Annotated in this window: 22 protein-coding genes; 12 read left to right on the top strand and 10 right to left on the bottom strand. The window is 72.5% G+C overall.

The features are described from left to right. Positions 1-2: 2 nt before the first annotated feature. Positions 3-872, bottom strand: a complete 870-nt coding sequence (gene folP, locus ACFY2A_RS09210) for a dihydropteroate synthase (RefSeq protein ID WP_387170163.1) — start codon at positions 870-872, stop codon at positions 3-5. Positions 873-1,004: 132 nt separating this feature from the next. On the opposite strand from folP, the gene ACFY2A_RS09215 reads away from it, so the two are divergent. The 4 genes from ACFY2A_RS09215 to ACFY2A_RS09230 are packed head-to-tail and all read left to right on the top strand — an operon-like array spanning position 1,005 to position 3,474. Then, the gene (locus ACFY2A_RS09215) at positions 1,005-1,712 is read left to right on the top strand and encodes a DivIVA domain-containing protein (RefSeq protein ID WP_387170165.1); all 708 of its coding nucleotides are present in this window, start codon (positions 1,005-1,007) and stop codon (positions 1,710-1,712) included. Then, positions 1,709-2,206: an SRPBCC family protein gene (locus ACFY2A_RS09220; RefSeq protein WP_357581319.1), complete on the top strand. Its 498-nt coding sequence runs from the start codon at positions 1,709-1,711 to the stop codon at positions 2,204-2,206. The genes ACFY2A_RS09215 and ACFY2A_RS09220 overlap by 4 nt, the downstream gene beginning before the upstream one ends. Positions 2,207-2,255: 49 nt before the next feature. Then, positions 2,256-2,846, top strand: a complete 591-nt coding sequence (locus tag ACFY2A_RS09225; RefSeq protein WP_387170167.1) for a DNA-3-methyladenine glycosylase I — start codon at positions 2,256-2,258, stop codon at positions 2,844-2,846. Positions 2,847-2,850: 4 nt separating this feature from the next. Beyond that, positions 2,851-3,474, top strand: a complete 624-nt coding sequence (locus ACFY2A_RS09230) for a hypothetical protein (RefSeq protein WP_387170169.1) — start codon at positions 2,851-2,853, stop codon at positions 3,472-3,474. A gap of 37 nt (positions 3,475-3,511) precedes the next feature. Here ACFY2A_RS09230 and ACFY2A_RS09235 read toward each other — a convergent pair whose 3' ends face one another. Together ACFY2A_RS09235 and ACFY2A_RS09240 are read right to left on the bottom strand one after the other, a co-directional pair. Continuing rightward, positions 3,512-4,303 (bottom strand): enoyl-CoA hydratase-related protein, encoded by a 792-nt coding sequence (locus ACFY2A_RS09235; RefSeq protein ID WP_387170171.1) that lies wholly within the window; start codon positions 4,301-4,303, stop codon positions 3,512-3,514. Further along, positions 4,300-5,124 (bottom strand): PaaX family transcriptional regulator C-terminal domain-containing protein, encoded by an 825-nt coding sequence (locus ACFY2A_RS09240; RefSeq protein WP_363923936.1) that lies wholly within the window; start codon positions 5,122-5,124, stop codon positions 4,300-4,302. The genes ACFY2A_RS09235 and ACFY2A_RS09240 overlap by 4 nt, the downstream gene beginning before the upstream one ends. A 190-nt stretch (positions 5,125-5,314) precedes the next feature. Between ACFY2A_RS09240 and ACFY2A_RS09245 the strand changes: the two genes are divergently transcribed. Together ACFY2A_RS09245 and ACFY2A_RS09250 are read left to right on the top strand one after the other, a co-directional pair. After that, entirely contained in the window at positions 5,315-5,482 is a 168-nt protein-coding gene (locus ACFY2A_RS09245) for a DUF3117 domain-containing protein (protein WP_013283866.1), read from the top strand. A 149-nt stretch (positions 5,483-5,631) separates the two neighbouring features. After that, entirely contained in the window at positions 5,632-7,098 is a 1,467-nt protein-coding gene (locus tag ACFY2A_RS09250) for a leucyl aminopeptidase family protein (protein WP_387170174.1), read from the top strand. 69 nt (positions 7,099-7,167) lie between these two features. On the opposite strand, the gene ACFY2A_RS09255 is transcribed toward ACFY2A_RS09250, so the two are convergent. Further along, positions 7,168-7,842 (bottom strand): O-methyltransferase, encoded by a 675-nt coding sequence (locus ACFY2A_RS09255; protein ID WP_363923935.1) that lies wholly within the window; start codon positions 7,840-7,842, stop codon positions 7,168-7,170. A 185-nt stretch (positions 7,843-8,027) separates the two neighbouring features. Here ACFY2A_RS09255 and ACFY2A_RS09260 point away from each other — a divergent pair, with 185 nt between their 5' ends. Continuing rightward, positions 8,028-9,347 (top strand): trypsin-like peptidase domain-containing protein, encoded by a 1,320-nt coding sequence (locus ACFY2A_RS09260; RefSeq protein WP_363923934.1) that lies wholly within the window; start codon positions 8,028-8,030, stop codon positions 9,345-9,347. Positions 9,348-9,421: 74 nt separating this feature from the next. Beyond that, positions 9,422-9,838 (top strand): preprotein translocase subunit TatB, encoded by a 417-nt coding sequence (locus ACFY2A_RS09265; protein ID WP_363923933.1) that lies wholly within the window; start codon positions 9,422-9,424, stop codon positions 9,836-9,838. Between the two features lie 137 nt (positions 9,839-9,975). Here ACFY2A_RS09265 and ACFY2A_RS09270 read toward each other — a convergent pair whose 3' ends face one another. The 3 genes from ACFY2A_RS09270 to ACFY2A_RS09280 form a co-directional block, all read right to left on the bottom strand. Continuing rightward, positions 9,976-11,124 (bottom strand): Mrp/NBP35 family ATP-binding protein, encoded by a 1,149-nt coding sequence (locus ACFY2A_RS09270; protein WP_387170177.1) that lies wholly within the window; start codon positions 11,122-11,124, stop codon positions 9,976-9,978. A gap of 65 nt (positions 11,125-11,189) precedes the next feature. Then, positions 11,190-11,816 (bottom strand): DUF1003 domain-containing protein, encoded by a 627-nt coding sequence (locus tag ACFY2A_RS09275; RefSeq protein ID WP_363923931.1) that lies wholly within the window; start codon positions 11,814-11,816, stop codon positions 11,190-11,192. Then, on the bottom strand, positions 11,809-13,119 hold the full coding sequence (locus ACFY2A_RS09280; protein WP_387170179.1) for a magnesium transporter MgtE N-terminal domain-containing protein: 1,311 nt from the start codon (positions 13,117-13,119) through the stop codon (positions 11,809-11,811). The genes ACFY2A_RS09275 and ACFY2A_RS09280 overlap by 8 nt, the downstream gene beginning before the upstream one ends. A gap of 177 nt (positions 13,120-13,296) precedes the next feature. Here ACFY2A_RS09280 and ACFY2A_RS09285 point away from each other — a divergent pair, with 177 nt between their 5' ends. Then, complete coding sequence (locus ACFY2A_RS09285) at positions 13,297-14,166, top strand: PhzF family phenazine biosynthesis protein (protein ID WP_363923929.1); 870 nt, start codon at positions 13,297-13,299, stop codon at positions 14,164-14,166. Between the two features lie 22 nt (positions 14,167-14,188). Next, the gene (locus ACFY2A_RS09290) at positions 14,189-14,713 is read left to right on the top strand and encodes a hypothetical protein (RefSeq protein WP_363923928.1); all 525 of its coding nucleotides are present in this window, start codon (positions 14,189-14,191) and stop codon (positions 14,711-14,713) included. 44 nt (positions 14,714-14,757) lie between these two features. Here ACFY2A_RS09290 and ACFY2A_RS09295 read toward each other — a convergent pair whose 3' ends face one another. After that, entirely contained in the window at positions 14,758-15,468 is a 711-nt protein-coding gene (locus ACFY2A_RS09295; RefSeq protein ID WP_387170182.1) for an HAD family hydrolase, read from the bottom strand. Positions 15,469-15,575: 107 nt separating this feature from the next. Here ACFY2A_RS09295 and ACFY2A_RS09300 point away from each other — a divergent pair, with 107 nt between their 5' ends. Continuing rightward, complete coding sequence (locus ACFY2A_RS09300) at positions 15,576-16,538, top strand: DMT family transporter (RefSeq protein WP_387170184.1); 963 nt, start codon at positions 15,576-15,578, stop codon at positions 16,536-16,538. Between the two features lie 15 nt (positions 16,539-16,553). Here the strand turns inward: ACFY2A_RS09300 and ACFY2A_RS09305 are convergent, their stop codons facing one another. Together ACFY2A_RS09305 and ACFY2A_RS09310 are read right to left on the bottom strand one after the other, a co-directional pair. Next, positions 16,554-17,273, bottom strand: coding sequence for a GNAT family N-acetyltransferase (locus ACFY2A_RS09305; protein WP_387170186.1), 720 nt, complete (start codon positions 17,271-17,273; stop codon positions 16,554-16,556). Positions 17,274-17,369: 96 nt separating this feature from the next. Next, complete coding sequence (locus ACFY2A_RS09310; RefSeq protein WP_387170710.1) at positions 17,370-18,194, bottom strand: SDR family NAD(P)-dependent oxidoreductase; 825 nt, start codon at positions 18,192-18,194, stop codon at positions 17,370-17,372. 110 nt (positions 18,195-18,304) lie between these two features. Here ACFY2A_RS09310 and ACFY2A_RS09315 point away from each other — a divergent pair, with 110 nt between their 5' ends. Beyond that, a complete protein-coding gene (locus ACFY2A_RS09315) occupies positions 18,305-19,261 on the top strand; it encodes an HpcH/HpaI aldolase/citrate lyase family protein (RefSeq protein ID WP_387170188.1) in 957 nt (318 codons plus the stop codon). The last annotated feature ends 44 nt before the right edge of the window (positions 19,262-19,305 follow it).

Below are 19,305 nucleotides of genomic sequence, written 5' to 3' on the forward strand. Positions count from 1 at the left end.
GTTCAGGCGAGGCCGCGGCGGCTGAGGGTTGGTGGACGATCGCCCCGGACGGCCGCGACCATGTCCAGCACCCGGCGGGTGGGGCGGACCTGATGGGCGCGGAAGACCCGGGCGCCCAACCACGCGGAGACCGCCGTCGCGGCGAGCGTTCCCTCCAGCCGTTCCGTGACCGGCAGGTCCAGCGTCTCGCCGATGAAGTCCTTGTTCGACAGGGCCACCAGCACCGGCCAACCGGTCGCGGTCAACTCGCCTAACCTCCGGGTGATCTCCAGGGAGTGACGGGTGTTCTTGCCGAAGTCGTGCGCCGGGTCGATGAGGATCCCGTCGGGGCGTACGCCCAGGGAGACCGCGCGCTCGGCGAGCCCGGTCACCGTCGCGACCACATCCGCCACCACGTCGTCGAAGGCCGCGCGGTGCGGCCTGGTGCGCGGGCTGAGTCCGCCGGCGTGCGAGCAGACCAGACCGACCCCGGTCCGCCCCGCCACCCGGGCCAGCGCCGGATCCGCCCCCGACCAGGTGTCGTTGAGCAGGTCCGCGCCGGCCGCCACGGCCTCCACCGCGACCTCGGCCCGCCAGGTGTCGATCGAGATGACGACCTCCGGAAAGGCGGCCCGTACGGCGGCGATGGTGCCCACCGTCCGACGGATCTCCTCGGCGACGTCCACCTCGGTACCCGGCCCGGCCTTCACCCCGCCGATGTCGACGATGTCCGCACCCTCGTCCACCGCCCTTTCCACCGCCCGCAGCGCACTGTCGGCCTGGAAGGTCGCACCCCGGTCGAAGAACGAGTCCGGGGTGCGGTTGACGATCGCCATCACCACCAGGTCTTCGGGACCGAACCGCCGAGCCCCGAGCCGCAGCACCCCGGCCACGCCACCTCCCACATCGCCACCCGCCACCGGCCGATCACGCGGCCACCACACTGACGCTATCCGGTTGCCGGTTCGCGGTACGCCGCGCCGGGTGGGGTCGCCCCGTTCCTCTCGGCGTGCCACGATCAGTGCATGGGTCAGCTTCTGCTCCTGCTGGTCGTGGCGGTCACCGTCGCGGCGGTCGTGTTCGGCGTGACGGTGCTGGTCACCGGTCGGGATCCCGGCCTCGCCCCGGTCGAGGCGGATGGGCGGGCGGTGCCGCTGCCCGGCGACCGTCCGCTGCGCGAGTCGGACGTCGGCGAGGTGCGCTTCGACACCGCCCTGCGTGGGTACCGGATGACCCAGGTCGATCAGGCGATGCGCCGGGCGGCGTACGACATCGGCTACAAGGCCGAGCTGATCGGAGTGCTGGAGGCGGAGGTGACGGCGTTGCGGGACGGACGGACCGCCGACGCCGACGCGCTTCGACGGGCCCGCGAGCAGGCGGCCAACCCGACCGAGGCGGGGGCCTCGCCCTGGGACGCCCCGGTGGTCGAAGGATCGACGATCGAGCTCTCGGTGGCTCCCGCAGCGGTCGAGACCGGTGACCGGCCCGGCCCGGGTCCGAAGACCACCGCCGAGTCAGCGGCGGAGCCGGAGGCTGTGGCGGTGACGCCGACCGCGACGACGGAGCCGGCCGACGGCGATGTCCGGCCGGCCGGTGAGCAGCCGGCACCGGGCGGACAGCCGGCCGAAGGTGCCGCGACCCCCGTCGCCGCTGACCCCGGCGACAAGCCGGCGGGCAGCGAGGCGCCGGGGTCCGGGCCGCGCGGTTCGGTGGTCCGGTCGGAGTCGGCGTGAGCGGCTCGGACGGCGCTGACGATCTTCGCGAGGCGGCTCAACCCGGTGCCGGTGAGGTCACTGCCACGGTGATCGTGAACGCGCCGGCCGAGAAGGTCTTCGCCGCCCTGCTGGCCTGGGAGCGGCAGTCCGAGTGGATCCCGTTCACCACCGTCCGGGTGGTGGAGGGCGACGGCGGTGAGGGGAGCCTGGTCGAGGCGGTCACCTCGCTCGGCCCGGCGGTGCTGCGGGACAAGATGCGGGTGGTCCGGGTGGACGCGCCGTACGAGATCGGCGTGGTGCACTGTGGCACGCTGCTGCGCGGCCCCGGGGTGCTGCGGTGCACTCCGCTGGAGAGCGGGCGCAGTCAGGTGGTCTGGCACGAGTGGTTCCACCTGCCGGGCGGGCCGGCCGGCCGGGTGGCCTGGCCGGTGCTCTGGCCCGGTTCCAAGTTCAGCCTCACCCAGGCGCTGCGACGCTTCGCCCGCCAGGTCGAGCAGGGCCGCCTGCCCTGACCGGTGCGTGCGGGCCGGGCTGTCGGACACTGGGCCTAGCCTTGACGGCGTGACTGAACTGGTGATCGGTGCCGACGGACTGACCCGGTGCGGGTGGGGCGCCAGCACCCCGGACTATGCGGTCTACCACGACACCGAGTGGGGCCGCCCGCTGCACGGTGACGACGCCCTCTACGAACGGATGACGCTTGAGGCGTTCCAGTCGGGGCTGTCCTGGCTGACCATCCTGCGCAAGCGGCCGGCCTTCCGGGCGGCCTTCGCCGGGTTCCGGATCGACACGGTGGCCAGCTACGGTGAGGCCGACGTGGCCAGGCTGCTCGCCGACGCCGGCATCGTCCGTAACCGGGCCAAGATCGAAGCTGCGATCGCGAACGCCCGCGCCGCACAGGATCTCCCGGAGGGGCTGTCCGCGCTGCTCTGGTCCTTCGCCCCGCCACCCGGTCGGGCCCGGCCGGGCTCCGCCGCCGCCGTGCCCGCGCTGACCGACGCCTCCACGGCCATGGCCAAGGCACTCAAGAAGCGTGGCTTCCGGTTCGTCGGCCCGACCACGGCGTACGCGCTGATGCAGGCCACCGGGATGGTCGACGACCATCTCGCGGGCTGCCACGTCGTGACATCCGCGACGGGCGTGATGGGATGAGGGCATGACGACCGACACCGCACACCGGGTGAACGGGGCGAGCCAGGCGGACGGCACGGGCACCTGGGCCGTGCTCCTGCCCGCCGGACGGTACGACGCCGAGCGGCTCGTCCACCACGACACGCTTGAGCTGACCGGGTTGGACGGCACCAGCCTGCCCCGCTTCGGTGACCAGGTCGCGGTGCTGGCTGACGAGCCGCCGCGGCTGGTGGCGGTGGGCCGGGTCGCCGGCCCGGCCGCCCGACGCCCGGAGGACCCGGACGACCCGCAGTCCGACCGGGCGCCCGACACGCTTGTGGTCGCGTACACCCGGCGGGCCTTCGACGAGCCGGTGCCGGCCGACGCGCTGGTCCTCGGCGGGCCGGTCACCGCGCTCGACGCGGCGACGTTCCGTGAACTGGTCGACCGGCTCGGCCCGGCACCGCAGCGACGCACCTGGCTGGTCAGCCTGGACCTCCCGATCGAGGCCGACTCGCCGGCGGAGGCGGTCCGGCTGTTCTGGGCGTACGTGCAGGAGCTGGGCCCCCGGGAGCTGCCCGCCTTCGTCTCACCCTCCGGCGACGAACTGGCCATGCAGGCGTTCGTGCTCGGCGCGGAGGCGAACCAGGACCCGGAAGAGGACGACTGACGGACCCAGGTCGGCCGCCGGGTAGGCCGGCGGCGGCTCAACGGCCCTCGAAGACCGGCTTCTGCTTGCTGACGAAGGCCATGGTGGCGGCCCGGTGGTCCGTGGTCGCGCCGCAGATGGCCTGGGCCTGCGCCTCGGCGGCCAGCGCGTCGGCCAGGGTGCCGGCGTCGGCGACGGAGAGCTGACGCTTGATCGCCCCGTAGGCCACGGTCGGTCCGGCGGCGAGCCGGACGGCCAGTTCCTGCGCGGTGGGCAGCACCTGCTCGTCGTCGTCCGTCATCCGGTTGAGCAGCCCGAGCCGGCAGGCCTCCTCGGCGCGTACCGGCTCGGCCAGCATCAGCAGCTCGACGGCCTTGGCGTGGCCGACCAGCCGCGGCAGCGTCCACGAGGCGCCGGTGTCGGCGGCCAGCCCGACCTTGGCGAACGCCATCAGGAAGCTGGTGGACGGGCCACCGATGCGGATGTCGGCCAGGAAGGCCAGGGAGGCACCCGCCCCGGCGGCCATGCCCCGGACGGCGGCCACCACCGGCTTCGGCAGGCTGGCCAGCCGGGCGGCGATCGGGTTGTAGTGCGCCTGGACGGTGTCCAGCGGGTTGCCGTAACCGCCCTGGAGGGTGTCGACGTGCTCGCGCAGATCCTGACCGGCACAGAACGACCCGCCCGCCCCGGCCAGCACCACCGCCCGGCAGCCACGGTCGGACTCCAGCTCGGCGAGGGTGTCCCGCAGCGCCTCCTTGAGCGCCACGTCGAGCGAGTTCATCGCCGTCGGGCGGTTCAGGGTGAGGGTGACGACGGCGTCGGTGCGGTCGACGAGCAGCGGCTCGGTCACGTCTGGCGACCCTTCTGTCGGGCTATCCGGTGTCCACCGTCGAGACACTGCTCGACGTACCGGTCGGCGGCCGGCCGGAGTCGGGCCGCGTGGCGGTCGAAGAAGCTGGCCGCGGCGATGCCGGGCCAGCGCTCGGGCAGCAGCGCCGGTGGCAGCTGCGGGTCCCGGAACAGGAACGTACGCCATGCGTGCACCAGCCGGAACCGGGCCGCGTACGCCTCCTCGTCGCCGCTACGGGCGTTGACGCCGGTCAGCAGCGTCCGCTGCTCGGCGACGAACTCCTCGTACGCCCGGCCGATCTCGGCCAGGTCCCAGGCCCGGCGGACCAGGCCCATCGCGCCCGGTGTGCCGGCGGCGTGCGCGGCGCTGAACCGCTCGAAGCGTACGCCCCCCTCGCTGAGCAGCAGGTCGACGTCCTCTGCCGGACGGGTGGCCACCCAGGTCTGCTCGTCCAGCGTGCCGTAGCCGAGGTACCGCAGGTTTGCGGCGAGTCGCTGACGGTCCCGGCGTGCGCTCGGCGCGTCCAGCACCAGCAGGTCGAAACGCCCGTCCCAGGTGACCCGACCGGTGCGGTAGATCCGGGAGGCGGCCTCGTCCAGCCGGCGGGCCGCCTTCGGTGTGATCGAATATCCGGGGCCGGACGCCAGTCTGATCGGTTCGAGCCAGCCCTGGCGCACCATTCGGGAGACCGCCGTACGTACGGCGGGGGGCGCGATCCCGAGCGGCGCCAGTAGCTTGACCAGCGCGGCAACGGGTGCGCGACCACCCCGCGGCCGGAGGTGGTCGCCGTACAGGTCGAAGAGTGCCGACCGTGCCTGCATGACCGCACATTGTGACAGGCCATCTAAGGATAAGCTAGATGCTGTTACATCAATGCTGCTTCGGTTTGGGTCCGGCGGTGTTCATCAGGGAAAATCGTCGGTCGACACCCACGTGCAAGTTGCGGGTGGTCATGGCGAAGTGGCTGTGGGGCAACCCACCGACCCTGGTGTAGGTCTGAGGGGAGACAACATGGCGGCGATGAAGCCGCGGACGGGCGACGGTCCGCTGGAAGTCACCAAGGAGGGCCGGGGCATCGTCATGCGGGTCCCGCTGGAGGGCGGTGGCCGGCTCGTCGTCGAGATGACTCCCGACGAGGCGACTGCTCTCGGTGACGCGCTGAAGGCGGCCGCCGGCTGAGTGAGGCCGGTGCGTCGGCGACGCTCGCCGCCGCGGACAGTTCGTCTGATCCTGGCTCTGAGCCACCGGTCTCACCGGTGGCTCAGAGCCGTCACACCTTCGCGCGGGCCGATCCACCGCGCGTCCGTTTCCAGGAGGTACGGCTCCGCGTGCTCGCCATCCGTCTGACCGCCGAGCCGGAACGGCTCGGCACCCTGGTCCTACCCGTGCGGCCCGGTGCCGGCGACGACGCACCGGCCGAGCTGGTGCCGACCGGAGTGGCCCCACCCGACGGGGTCGCCGACGAGGTGGCCGCGCTGATCCCGGTGGCGCGGTTCCAGGGCCGGGCCGGTGACGTGCACACGCAGCTGCGCCCCGGAGGCACTCCCGGCCGGCTGCTGCTGCTCGGGATCGGTGCGGCGGACGAGGCGGCCTGGCGGGCGGGCGGCGCGGCGCTGGCCCGCGCAGGCAAAGATGAGACTCATATCACACTCGCGCTGCCGGCGGGGGTGGCGCCCGAAGCGGTTCGCGGACTGGTCGAAGGGTTGCTGCTGGGGTCGTACCGGTTCCGGCTGGGTGCGGACACCGACGCCCCCACGCTGACCGACGTCGACCTGGCGGTCACCGACCCCGAGGCGTACGAGCAGGCCGTCACCGTGGCGGTGACCACCGCCCGGATGACCCGGCTGGCCCGGGACCTCACCAACATGCCCTCCTCGGTGAAGAACCCGCAGTGGTTCGCCGAGCAGGTCACCGAGGCCGTGGCCGACCTGCCCGGGCTCACGCTGCGGGTCCGCGAGCCGGAGCAACTGGCCGCGGAGGGCTTCGGCGGCATCCTCGCCGTCGGTGGCGGATCGGCCAGCGGCCCGCGCCTGGTCGAGATGGACTGGCATCCCTCCGACGCCCGCACCCACGTGGTCCTGGTGGGCAAGGGCATCACCTTCGACACCGGCGGCATCTCGATCAAGCCCGTGCCGGCGATGAAGCTGATGCGCAAGGACATGGCCGGCGCCGCCGCCGTCGTGGCGGCCACCCTCGGTGTCGCCGCGCTGGGCCTGCCGGTCCGGGTGACCACGCTCGTGCCGCTGGCCGAGAACATGGTCAGCGGGGCCGCGTTCCGGCCCGGCGACGTCGTGCGGCACTACGGCGGGTTGACCAGCGAGACGACGAACTCCGACGCCGAGGGCCGGCTGGTCCTCGCCGACGTGCTGGCGTACGCGGTGCAGGAACTCCAGCCCGACCTGCTGGTCGATCTGGCCACCCTGACCGGTGCCAACTCGGTGGCGTTGGGCACCCGCACCGGCGCGCTCTACAGCGACAACGATCAGCTCGCCGAGGAACTGCTGGCGGCGATCAGCGCGGCCGGCGAGTCAGCCTGGCGGATGCCGCTGCCCATCGACTACGTCGAGCACCTCGGCAGCGACCTGGCCGACCTGCACAGCGCGCCGACGCAGGGCGCCAGCTCCGTGCTGGCCGCCCTCTACCTGCGGGAGTTCACCGGCGACCTGCGCGACCGTTGGCTGCACATCGACATGTCCGCACCCTCCTGGTGTGAACGGGACGACGCGGTGCTGACCAGGGGCGCGACCGGCTGGGGCGTACGCGGGCTGCTGCGCTGGTTGGCGGCGCTGGACTGACCCGGCCGCGGGCGTGCCGGTCGGCTCGCCCCGCGGCCGGTCGCTCGGTACGGCCGGCCCGGCGGCGGCTCAGCAGCGCACCGCGGCCAGCAACCCGTGGCCGACCGGCAGCAGTGCCGGAATCCAGTGCTCCGACTCGCGGATGGCCTTCACGGTCTCGCGAACCGTGACCGTCTCCGTGTCGCGGGCGGCCGGGTCGCCGATCCGACCGGCGGCCAGCGCACCGTTGAGCACCAGCACTCCCCCCGGCCGTAGCAGCCGCAGCGCGGCGTCCACGCAGGCGGTGAAGGCGGTCACCTCGGCGTCGACGAAGACCAGGTCGTACGCACCGTCGGCGAGCCGAGGCAGGACGTCCAGCGCCCGGCCGGTGATGATCCGGGTCCGGCCGGAGACGAAGCCGGCCTCGGCGAAGATGCGGCGGGCGATCCGCTGATGCTCCACCTCGACGTCGATGGTGGTGAGCACTCCGTCAGTCCGCATACCGCGCAGCAGCCAGACGCCGCTGACGCCGGTGCCGGTGCCGATCTCGACCACCGCGCGGGCGTTGCCGGCGGCGGCGAGCAGGCGCAACGCGGCACCCGCGCCTGCGGTGACCGCGTTCAGACCGACCTCGCGGGCGAGGCTGCGCGCGGTCCGCAGGACGAGGTCCTCGGTGACGTACGACTCGGCGAACTGTAGGGCCGGGTTCGTCGAACTGCTGGAACCGGCGACCGTGGCGATGGGGCACCTCCGGGCGACGAGCATGATGCGCAGGGCGGTTGGGCACTGTGACTCTAAAGGCGGCCCGTCCTGAGCGCAGCGGGGCATCCACCCGCGGTGACAACCGCTGACCCCGCGCGGCGCATCCGTGCAATCCTGGAAGCGGTATCCCGTCGCCCGCGCCGGACCGCGGACGCGTGGATATCGGGGACGGGAGTGGGAGGCACCGAGTGACCGACGGCTGGGACTGGCGCCAGCCCGGCGTGGGCGGAGCACCGGCCGGGCAGCCGGCGGCCGGGTATCCGGCAGCCGGTGGGCCGGCGACACCACAGGACGGCGGCCATGCCGCTTCGCCGTGGTGGTCCGACGCGCTCGCCGATCCGTGGCGGGATCCGCACGCACCGGCGGCAGTGGTGCTGCCCGCCGCCCCGGCGGCCGGCAGCGAGCCGGAACCGGTCACCGATCCCGACGCGGCTGGCCGGCCGAGGCTCCAGCAGCTCCTGCTCATTCCGCTGGTGACCGCCCTGCTGGCGGGCGCGCTCGGTGGTGCGCTCGGCTACGCGTTCGCGATCCGTGGTGGTGCCGGTGGGGCGGTGCTGGGGGCGGTCCCCGGTGCGGCGCCCACGCTCGCCCAACGTCCACCGGAGTCGCTGGCTGGCGTCGCCGAGCGCGTACTGCCCAGCGTGGTCACCGTCCGGGTCGCCGGGCTCGGTGGCACCAGCGAGGGCTCGGGCTTCATCGCCAGCGCCGACGGGCATGTGATCACGAACGATCATGTGGTGGCCGGCGGCACCGGGAAGGCGTCGGTCATCTTCAACGACGGCAGCTCGGCATCCGCGACCGTGGTGGGGCAGGACGCGGAGTCCGACATCGCGGTGATCAAGGTCTCCCGCACCGGGCTGCGTCCGGTCGAATTCGGCGACTCCGACGCCCTGGCCGTCGGTGACCCGGTGCTGGCGATGGGTTCCCCACTGTCGCTGGCGAACACGGTCACCGCGGGCATCGTCAGCGCCCTGGACCGGACGATGCACGCCGGCGAGCCGGGCGGCCCGACGCGCTACTACGCCGCGATCCAGACCGACGCCGCGGTCAACCACGGAAACTCGGGCGGCCCGCTGGTCGACGCGGCGGGGCGGGTCATCGGCGTCAACTCCACGATCAAGTCGCTGGTCGCCGAGGGGCAGGAGGCCGGCAACATCGGCCTCGCCTTCGCCATCCCGATCAATCAGGCGAAACGGATCACCCAGGACATCATCGGCACCGGGAAGGCCCGCCGTACGGTGATCGGCGCCCAGGTCGGCGGGCCCGGCTCGGGCACCAACGGTGCCGGCGTACGCCTCGCGACGGTCGAGCCGTCCGGTCCGGCGGCCGGCGCCGGACTGCGTGCCGGTGACGTGATCCTGAAGCTCAACGGCCGCCCGATGACCGAGCCGACCGACCTGATCGCCCTGGTCCGCAAGTACGCGCCCGGATCGGTGGTGACGGTCGAATACCGCCGGGGTTCGACCCGGCAGAACGCCTCGGTCACCCTCGCTGCGGACGCGAAGTGACCTCGCACCCTCTTCTGGCAGCGGCACCTACGTGCGTACTCTGGCTGCGGTAGCCGGGGGAAGGGGGACCGAGGGTGTTCGAGAACCTGAACGTGTGGGAGGTTGGCGCGCTGCTGCTGCTGGCGCTGCTGATCTTCGGTGACCGGCTGCCGGTGGTGATCAGTGACGGACTGCGGATGGTGCGCAACCTGCGCACCATGGCCCGCAGCGCCACCACCGACCTGAGCAAGGAGTTGGGCACCGACATCCAGTTGGAGGACCTGCACCCCAAGGCGTTCATCCGCAAGCACCTGCTCAGCGAGGAGGACGAGCAGGCGATCCGGAAGCCGCTTCAGGGTGTCTACGACGGCCTCCGAGCGGACGTCACAGGCGTGCACGACGAGCTCAAGGACGTCGCGAACGCGGCGGACCCGCGTCGGCCCGGCCCGGCCCCGGCGAGCGCCGGCCCGGCACCGGCTCCCCGCGCGGTCAGCTACGACGACGTCACCTGACACCTGTCGTCCCTCCGCGAACGACCGGTCGGGCCGCGAGCCGCCGTCTGAGCGAACGACAGCGTCGGCCGGGGCCGACCCGAAACGGCATCCTCAGCCGAGGGCCGATTCGGGCCGGACGAGGTTGACCGTGTGGGTCAGCGCCCGGACGGCTTGAGGCCCAGCGGCTTGCCGAGCAGGGACTCGCGGCGCAGCGCGAGCCGGTCGGCCACCTGGCCCAGCGCCTTCGCCGCCGGGGAGTCCGGCTCGGCGAGCACGATCGGGTTGCCCTCGTCGCCGGCCTCCCGGACCCGGGTGTCCAGCGGCACCTGGCCCAGCAGCGGCACCTGCGCGCCGATGGTCTGGGTAAGCGAATCCGCCACCGTCTGACCACCACCGGCCCCGAAGATCTCCATCCGGGAGCCGTCGGGCAGTTCCAACCAGGACATGTTCTCGATCACGCCGACCACCCGCTGGTGGGTCTGCAGGGCGATCGCGCCGGCCCGCTCGGCCACCTCCGCGGCGGCGGCCTGAGGGGTGGTGACCACCAGGATCTCGGCGTTCGGCAGCAGTTGGGCCAGGGAGATCGCCACGTCGCCGGTGCCCGGGGGCAGGTCGAGCAGGAGGACGTCGAGGTCGCCCCAGTAGACGTCGGCGAGGAACTGCTGCAACGCGCGGTGCAGCATCGGGCCCCGCCAGACCACGGCGGCGTTGCCGGCGGTGAACATCCCGATCGAGATGACCTTCACCCGGTGCGCCTGCGGCGGCATGATCATGTCCTCGACCCGGGTGGGCAGGCCGTCCGCACCGAGCATCCGCGGCACGGAGTGCCCGTAGATGTCCGCGTCCACCACGCCGACGGAAAGGCCCCGGGCAGCCAGCGCGGCGGCCAGGTTGACCGTCACGCTGGACTTGCCGACGCCGCCCTTGCCGCTGGCCACCGCGTACACCCGGGTCCGGGAGCCGGGCTGGGCGAACGGGATCACCGGCTCCGCGGTCGCGCCGCCACCGCGCAGCTTCGCCTGGAGTTCCTGGCGCTGCTCGGTGCTCATCACACCGAACTCGATCTCGACGCGGCTGACCCCGCTCACCGCGCCGACGGCCGCGGTGATGTCCGAGCGCAGCTTGTCCTTCAGCGGGCAACCGGCCACGGTCAGCAGCAACTCGACCCGGACCACGCCGTCCTCGCCGACCTCGGCGGAACGCACCATGCCGAGTTCGGTGATCGGCCGGCGGATCTCCGGGTCGTTGACGGTGGCCAGGGCGGCCAGGACGGCGTCGCTGACGGTGCTGACGGGAGCTGACATGCCCGCAATGCTACGTCGGCGGCAGGCGGCCACCGGTGCCGGTCACAGCGGTGTGAGCGAGTCGATCAGCTCTCCGGGCGGTGGGAGGTCGCCGGGTCGTGACGACCGTCACCCGGTTGGTCGCCGTCCACCTCGTCACGGGGTTCATCCAACCCGTCGCCGCCGGTCCGGGCGGCCGGGTCCCGGTGCCGGCGTTCCAGCCGCTGACGCCGCTGCGCCGCCTCGTCCAACTCCTCGGCGAGCCGGGTCAGCTCGGAGCGGACGAAGTCCCGGGTGGCCACCTCGCCCAGCGCGATCCGCAGCGCGGCGATCTCCCGGGCCAGGTACTCCGTGTCGGCCTTCTGCATGGTCGCCCGGCGCCGGTCCTCCTCCATCGCCACCCGATCGCGGTCGGCCTGGCGGTTCTGCGCCAGCAGGATCAGCGGTGCCGCGTACGACGCCTGGATGGAGAGCACCAGGGTGAGGAAGGTGAAGGTGTACGGGTCGAAACGCATTCCCGCCGGGGCGAGGGTGTTCCAGAGGAACCACGCGCTGATCACCAGCGTCATGTAGACGATGAAGTTCGCCGTACCCATGCCGCGGGCGATGCCCTCGGCCCAGCGTCCGAACGTCTCCTGGTCCACCCGGGGCAGCTTGAACCCTCGGGGCTCCCGCGGCAGGTCCAGCCGCTCCGCGCGCCGTTGCTCAGTCATGGCCACCGTCCGTCGCCGGTTGCGGAACGTTCGAGGCCGATGCGCCGTTCGGTAGGCCGCTCGGCGCCGTGTCCCGGTCCCGCCAGTCCCGCGGCAGCAAGTGATCCAGCACGTCGTCGACGGTGACGGCGCCCACCAGCCGGTTGTTCCGGTCGATCACCGGCATGGCCACCAGATCGTAGGTGGCCATCCGACGGGTGATCTCCGGTAGTGGGGTGGTCGGGCGCAGCGGATCGATGTCGTTGACCACCACCCCGCCGAGCAGATCCGCCGGGGGCTCCCGGAGCAACCGCTGGAAGTGCACCATACCCAGGTAGCGACCGGTGGGCGTGGCCATCGGCGCCCGGGTCACGAACACCTGCGCGGCCACCGCCGGGGAGAGCTGCGGCTCCCGGATCCGCGCGAGGGCCTCCGCCACCGTCGCGTCAGGGGGCAGGATGACCGGTTCGGACGTCATCACGCTGCCCGCCGTGCCCGGCGTGTACTTCAGCAACTGCCGCACCGAATCGGCCTCGTCCGGCTCCATCAGGTCGAGCAGCACGTCCTGTTCCGGCGGCGGCAGCTCACCGAGCAGATCGGCGGCGTCGTCCGGGTCCATCTCCTCCAGGATGTCGGCGGCCCGCTCGCGGTCCAGCGCAGCGAGGATCTCCACCTGGTCGTGCTCGGGCAGTTCACTGAGCACGTCGGCGAGCCGCTCGTCGTCCAGGGCCGCAGCGACCTCGTTACGTCGGGCGTCGGGCAGGTCCTGTAGCGCGTTGGCCAGGTCCGCCGGACGCATGTCCTCCAGTACGGCAAGCAGGTTGGCGGTACCCCGGGTCTCCGCCACCCCACTGAGCCCGCGTACCTGATTCCACTCGACCTGATGCAGGTGGCCCCGACGAGCCAACCGACCGGTCTGCTCGCGGACCGCCACCCGGGTCAGTGACCACTCGCCACTACGACTGCACTCCATCGCCACGTCGACCACCGACGCCGCCCGGCCCTTCGGGGCGACCTGCACCCGGCGGTCCAGCAGCTCCTGTAGGACGAGCAACTCGTTGGGCCGCTTCTCGAACCGGCGGAGGTTCAACCTGCCACTGCCCAGCACGATGGCGTCGGCGTCGATCGAGGTGATCCGGTTGATGGAGAGAAAGATCCGTCGGCGCATCGGCATCTCGGCGACCAGACCCACGACCTCGGGCGGTCGTTGGCTCGCGCGCAGCCGGGCCACCGCGTCGCGTACCCGGCCGACCTGGTCGCCGTTGGGGTCGAAGACGGCGACTCCGGCAAGTCGGGCGATGTACACCCGGGTCGGCGTGCTCACGGGCACCAGCCTAGGGGGTATGTCGACGCACCGGCCCGAGTCGTGGCGAGGCCCCGGCGGCGGACGGGCGGCGCGGGGATCGCCGTCACGTCGTTCGAACCAGCCGGCGACGGTCCAGGGCCGGCACGGCCCGGCAGTGACCCCGATATACGGCCTGAGGGCCTAGTGTCTATCAACATGTCGACCTTGGCTTACGAGATTGTGGACGTCTTCACCGACCGTCCGTACGCCGGGAACCCGCTCGCGGTGGTCTTCGGCGCTGACGGGCTGGCGACCGACCAGATGCAGGCTCTGGCCCGCGAGTTCAACCTCTCGGAGACGGTCTTCGTGCTGCCTGCCACCCAGGTCGGCGCCACCTATCGGGCCCGGATCTTCACGCCGGTCGACGAGTTGCCGTTCGCCGGCCATCCCAGCGTCGGCGCCGCGGTCACCGCCGCTCGTCGGGGCATGTTCCCGACCGGGCAGGTCAACCAGGAATGCGGTGCCGGCGTGCTGCCGATCGAGGTGAGCGACGGTGCCGCCGTCCTGACCGGCGGCAGCCCCACCCTCGGGCCCGAACTGGAGCCGGAGCCGCTGCTGGAGATGGTCGGGCTCGGTGCTGAGGACCATTCCGGTCCAGCGCCGCGGGTCGCCGGCTGCGGGCTGGAGTTTCCGTTCCTGCCGGTACGCCCGGACGCCCTCGCCCGGGCCCAGGTGAACCCGGTCGCGGCCGGGCGGTACGGCATCGAACATGTGAGCGTCTTCTCCTGGAACCCGGCGACCCAAACCGTGCACGCCCGGGTCTTCGTCCCCGGTCTCGGCGTACCCGAGGACCCGGCGACCGGGTCGGCCGCGCTCGGTCTCGGGGTGTGGCTGGTCGCCAGCGGCCTGTTACCCGGCGAGGGACAATCGTCGTACACCGTGCGGCAGGGCGTCGAGATGGGCCGGCCGTCCTCACTGGCCTGCATTGTGACCGCAGCCGGTGGCGTGGCGGTGGGCGCGAGCGTCGCAGGTCAGGTGATGCCGGTGGCGCGGGGGGAGATCCTCGTCCCGCCGTTCGTCGGCTGACGGCCGACGCGGACCGGCCCGGATGCGAGAGGATGCCGCGGTGACCGACGAGCGCGAGAACCATCCCCTGGTCGACGAGGCGATGAAGAAGGCCTCGGTGGCCTGGGTCGCGGTGGCGGACCGCCCGCCACTCGCCCTGTGGTGCGTACCCCTGGAGGCGGCGCTGTTCGTGGTCAGCGGCCCCGGCGAGCAGTCCGCGCCAGGGCTGGCCGAGGCCGACGAGGCCCAGGTGACCCTGCGCGGTGACCACGGGGGCCGGATCGTCACCTGGCCGGCGCGGGTCAGCCGGGTGGCACCCGGCACCGAGCAGTGGGACACGCTCGCTCCGCTGGTGGGGGCCAAGCGGCTGAACGCGCCCGGACCGACCACCGGACTGGTCGCCCGCTGGGCCGCCGACGGCTGCGTCCTGATCCGGCTCGCTCCGGCCGGCCAGCCGACGCACGGCGCCGAGTTGCCGGCCGGCTCGCTGGCCGAGCAGCCCCGGCCGACGCCGGCCGTCCGGGCCACCCGCCGTCCGTTCCGGCTGCACCGTGTCCGGCGTCGTTGACCCGCCGTACCCCGAGGCGACGCCGGCCCGGGGTACGTGCGTGGCTACGACGGTGCGCCGACCGGGCTGGGTGCCTCGTCGACCAGGTCGACCACCTCGCGGAGGGACGCCAGGGTCCGGCCGGCCCAGTCGGCGTCGAGGTTGAACACCAGATGGTTGGCGAGGTCGGGCGAGGCGAGCCGGGCCGCGCTCAGGCCGGCGCGCTGCGCGCCGGTCAACTCCTGGCTGCCGCCGTCACCCACGTAGAGGCAGTCTGCCGGCGACAGACCCAGCCGCGCACAGGCGGCCAGGTAGAGGCTCGCGTCCGGCTTGCATCGCCCCACCTGCACGGAGAACACCCGGACGTCGAGCAGCGGGGCGATCGCCAGCTCCGGCAGGAACGCCGGCAGCTCGTGGGTGCAGTCACTGATCACGCCGGTCCGTACGCCCCGTCGCCGCAGCGCCCGCAGGGTCGGCACGGCCTCGTCCCGTAACCGGGTGTCCGCGCGTACGGCCTGGTGCCGGGCGGCGGCGGCAGCCCGCAACGCCTTGGCCGGAGGGTGTACGCCGGCCTGTTCGCACACCCAGCGCAGGGTCGCCTCGACGCTGCCGAAGCGTCCGCTGGCGCGGTCGTAGAAGCTGCGGTCGAGCACCTCAAGGAAGGTGTCCGGCGGGCAGCCGAGCAGCTCGGCGGTACTGAGGTGACCCTTGCCACGCTGGACCGGACCGGTCAACGTGCCGAAGAAGTCGAACAGCACCGCCCGGAACCTGGGCATGGGAACGCCTCCGGGCGGATGGGGAGGAGCCCTGGTGAGGACGCGCATGAGCGTAACCGAACATTGACGGAAAGTGGCGTCCGTGGGACGTGTGAAGATTGCACCTCGTGGTCCCCGAAGCTCATCGTCCCCTACTTGACCTGCGGATCGGCGCGGCACTTGCCGTGGCTGTCTTCGCCGTCTCGTCATCCGCGCCGCTGATCGCCTTCGCCGCCGCGCCCGCCCTGGCGGTCGCGTTCTGGCGCAACGTGCTGGCGGTCGCCGTGCTGAGTCCGTTCGCGTTGACCCGCCGACGGTCCGAGTTCCGCTTCGTGGCCACCGGCGCGGGCCGTCGCGAGGGCATGTTCTGTGTCCTGTCCGGGGTGGCGCTGGCGGCGCACTTCGCCACCTGGATGCCGAGTGCGAAGCTCACCTCGGTGGCTGCGGCGACGGCGCTGGTGGCCACCCAGCCGGTCTGGCAGGGGCTGATCGCCCGGGCGCAGGGCCGCTGGCTGCCGGCGGGGGTCTGGGCCGGCATCGGGGTGGCGGTGGCCGGGGCGGTGCTGGCGACCGGAGCCGACTTCACGGTTTCCGGCCAGGCCTTCGCGGGCGACCTGCTGGCGCTGGCCGGTGGCCTGTTCGCGGCGGTGTACACCGCGCTGGGGGAGCGTGCCCGGGTCACCGTCAGCAACGCCACCTACACCACCATCTGCTACAGCGTGTGCGGGCTGATCCTGCTGGTGGTCTGCCTGGTCGGCGGGGTGCCGCTGAGCGGCTTCGACACCGGCACCTGGCTGGCCGTGCTCGCCCTGGTCGGCGGGGCACAGTTGCTCGGCCACTCGATGTTCAGCTACGCGCTGCGGCGGGTGCCGGCCACCACGGTCAGCGTGCTGATCCTCCTGGAGGCACCCGGTGCGGCGCTGATCGGCTGGGCGTGGCTGGGTCAGCTGCCCGACCCGGTGACCCTGCCCGGCCTGTCGCTGCTGCTGGTCGGTGTGGCCGTGGTGGTGTTGTCCAGCGCCCGCACGGCCCGCCGTGCGACACGGGTCAGTACTGCGGTGCCGGCGGACGCGGCACCGGTCCGCGACTGACGCCGGCCCCGCCGGTCACACCTCGTGCACCTCAAGCACCCGGGCCCGGGGTGCGGCCTCCCCCAGCGTCCCGCGCAGCGCGGTTCGCTCCGGATCGGCCAGGAACGCCTCGTAGCCGGCCCGGGTGTCGAACCGGATGACGTGCACCTCGGAACGCCCGTCCCCGGTACGCAGCCGCCGTTCCAGCCGGCCACCGTGCCGTGGCAGCAGGGCGAGCACCGTGTCCTCGTACCGTTGCCCGGCCTCGACCGCGTCGTCGGGCAGCTCCACGAGCGCGACCAGGCGCACCGCTGCCGACGTCTCGGTGACAAGTGACTTCCAGAACTGGTGGTCGACGTGACCGCCCGGGATGCCCTCCCGCCGGCCGGTGTCGAGGTAGCCGTGCCGGCGGTAGAAGCCCGGGGCCTGGAACGAGAACGAGGCGACCGAGATTTCGGTGCAGCCGCGTCGTTGGGCCTCCTGCTCGGCGGCTGTCAGCAGGCGACCGCCCCAGCCTTCGCCGCGCCGATCCGCGCGGACCCAGACCATGTTGATCCCGGCACAGGTACCCCAGCTCCATCCGGTCAACCCGGCCAGCAGCTCGCCGTCCGCGTCGGTGACCCGGACGGACAGCTCCGCCTCGTCGGTGGCGCCGGTGGCCCGCTGGTTGAAGGCGGTCAGCTCGGCATCCAGCCGGGCGGCCAGCGCCTCGTCCTTGCCGAGCACCCGCAGGTTGGCGCCCTCTGTGACGGTCATGGCGCGGAGTATCGCAATGTTTCCCGACCGCGGCGACCCGGTTGCCCCGCCCGATGCATCGGCAGGCCGGGCGACCCGGTTGCGCCGCCGGTGTCGTCAGTCCGGAATGCCCACCGCGGCGGCGCTGGCCGCCCAGAGTCGCGCGGCGAGCCGCGGGTCGGCCGCCTTCGGCCATGGGCGGCGTGGTCGGCAGTCGAAGTAGTAGCCACCGTCGTGCAACCGGGCCCGGTCCTGGTTGGCCAGCCAGACCAGCGTCCGCGCGCCCTTGGCCGGGCTGCGAAACGGCAGCAGACGCATGCCCATGGCGACCACCCGACTCTCGTTACCGAAGCGGGTCCGCACCACCCCGGGATGGAAGCAGTACGAGTCGATCTGCGGCCACCTCCGGGCCGCCTCGGCGGTGAACAGGATGTTCGCCTGCTTGCTGGTGCCGTACGCGGACATCGGGCGGTAGCGGCGCAACGGCGCGTTCAGGTCGTTCGGATCCAGCGTGCCGCTGCGATGCGCGCCGGAGGCGGTTACCACCATCCGACCCACCCGGTCGGCCAGCAGGTTGGCGAGCAGGAAGGGCGCCAGGTGGTTGGCCTGGATGGACAGCTCGAAACCGTCGACCGTGGTGACCGGCTGGAGCACGATCGCGCCGGCGTTGTTGGCCAGCACGTCGATCCGGTCGTACGCGGCGCGTAGCCGCTCGGCCATCTGCCGGACGTCGTCGAGGACGGCGAAGTCGGCGCGGAACACCTCGGGTCGCTCCCCGGAGGCCTCGCGGACCTCGTCGGCGGCGGCCCGCAGCCGGGCCGGATCCCGGCCGACCAGGACCACCTGGTCGCCCCGGCAGGCAAGACCGGTGGCGGCAGCCAACCCGATGCCGGAACTCGCTCCGGTGATCACGACCAGTCGACGGTCAGTGACATCTTCCACAGGTCCATTCACCGCGGTCACGGCACGAGGTTACCGTGGCGTCACAAGCACCTTTGGGATCGTTAAGTCAGGGGCGGCGGGCCTGCCGTACCCCGGAAGGAGCGCCGTCGATGGCCGTTGTTGGGCGTCCCCGCCGGTCCTGCCTGGCCGTGCCCGGATCGAGCGTCAAGATGCTCGGCAAGGCCCAGGGCCTCCCGGCCGACCAGGTCTTCCTCGACCTGGAGGACGCGGTCGCCCCACTGGCCAAGCCGGACGCCCGCAAGAACATCGTGGCCGCGCTGAACGAGGGCGACTGGGCCGGAAAGACCCGGGTCGTCCGGGTCAACGACCTCACCACCCCGTGGACGTACCGGGACGTCATCGACGTGGTGGAGGGGGCGGGGGCCAACCTCGACTGCGTGATGTTGCCGAAGGTGCAGAACGCGGCGCAGGTGCAGTGGCTGGACATGACCCTCACCCAACTGGAGAAGACCCTCGGCCTGGAGGTGGGCCGGATCGGCGTCGAGGCGCAGATCGAGAACGCCGCCGGCCTGGTCAACGTCGACGCCATCGCCGCCGCGTCGCCACGCGTCGAGACGATCATCTTCGGCCCGGCCGACTTCATGGCCTCGATCAACATGAAGTCGCTTGTGGTGGGGGCCCTCATCCCCGACTACCCGGGCGACCCGTACCACTACATCCTGATGCGCATCCTGATGGCCGCCCGGATGCACGACAAGCAGGCCATCGACGGCCCGTTCCTGCAGATCCGGGACACCGACGCGTTCCGCGAGGTCGCGAAGCGGTCCGCAGCACTCGGCTTCGACGGCAAATGGGTACTGCATCCCGGTCAGATCGAGGCCGCGAACGAGGTCTACTCGCCGGCCCAGGCCGACTACGACCAAGCCGAGTTGATTCTCGACGCGTACCAGCACTACACCTCGGAGGCGGGTGGCCGGCTGGGCGCGGTGATGCTCGGCGACGAAATGATCGACGAGGCTTCCCGCAAGATGGCGCTGGTGATCGCCGCCAAGGGCCGGGCCGCCGGCATGACGCGCACCACGACGTTCGACCCGCCGGCCGAGTAGCCGTACCAGTCACCCCGCGCCCGCCCCGACCTCGGCCGGGGCGG

The organism is Micromonospora sp. NPDC000442 (assembly GCF_042898635.1).
Lineage (GTDB): Bacteria > Actinomycetota > Actinomycetes > Mycobacteriales > Micromonosporaceae > Micromonospora.

Coding starts and splice junctions, on each gene's coding strand:
- ACFY2A_RS09215 (WP_387170165.1), top strand. CDS start 1,005: ATGGGTCAGCTTCTGCTCCTGCTGGTCGTGGCGGTCACCGTCGCGGCG.
- ACFY2A_RS09230 (WP_387170169.1), top strand. CDS start 2,851: ATGACGACCGACACCGCACACCGGGTGAACGGGGCGAGCCAGGCGGAC.
- ACFY2A_RS09240 (WP_363923936.1), bottom strand. CDS start 5,124: ATGCAGGCACGGTCGGCACTCTTCGACCTGTACGGCGACCACCTCCGG.
- ACFY2A_RS09245 (WP_013283866.1), top strand. CDS start 5,315: ATGGCGGCGATGAAGCCGCGGACGGGCGACGGTCCGCTGGAAGTCACC.
- ACFY2A_RS09255 (WP_363923935.1), bottom strand. CDS start 7,842: ATGCTCGTCGCCCGGAGGTGCCCCATCGCCACGGTCGCCGGTTCCAGC.
- ACFY2A_RS09270 (WP_387170177.1), bottom strand. CDS start 11,124: ATGTCAGCTCCCGTCAGCACCGTCAGCGACGCCGTCCTGGCCGCCCTG.
- ACFY2A_RS09275 (WP_363923931.1), bottom strand. CDS start 11,816: ATGACTGAGCAACGGCGCGCGGAGCGGCTGGACCTGCCGCGGGAGCCC.
- ACFY2A_RS09285 (WP_363923929.1), top strand. CDS start 13,297: ATGTCGACCTTGGCTTACGAGATTGTGGACGTCTTCACCGACCGTCCG.
- ACFY2A_RS09290 (WP_363923928.1), top strand. CDS start 14,189: ATGCGAGAGGATGCCGCGGTGACCGACGAGCGCGAGAACCATCCCCTG.
- ACFY2A_RS09295 (WP_387170182.1), bottom strand. CDS start 15,468: ATGCCCAGGTTCCGGGCGGTGCTGTTCGACTTCTTCGGCACGTTGACC.
- ACFY2A_RS09305 (WP_387170186.1), bottom strand. CDS start 17,273: ATGACCGTCACAGAGGGCGCCAACCTGCGGGTGCTCGGCAAGGACGAG.
- ACFY2A_RS09315 (WP_387170188.1), top strand. CDS start 18,305: ATGGCCGTTGTTGGGCGTCCCCGCCGGTCCTGCCTGGCCGTGCCCGGA.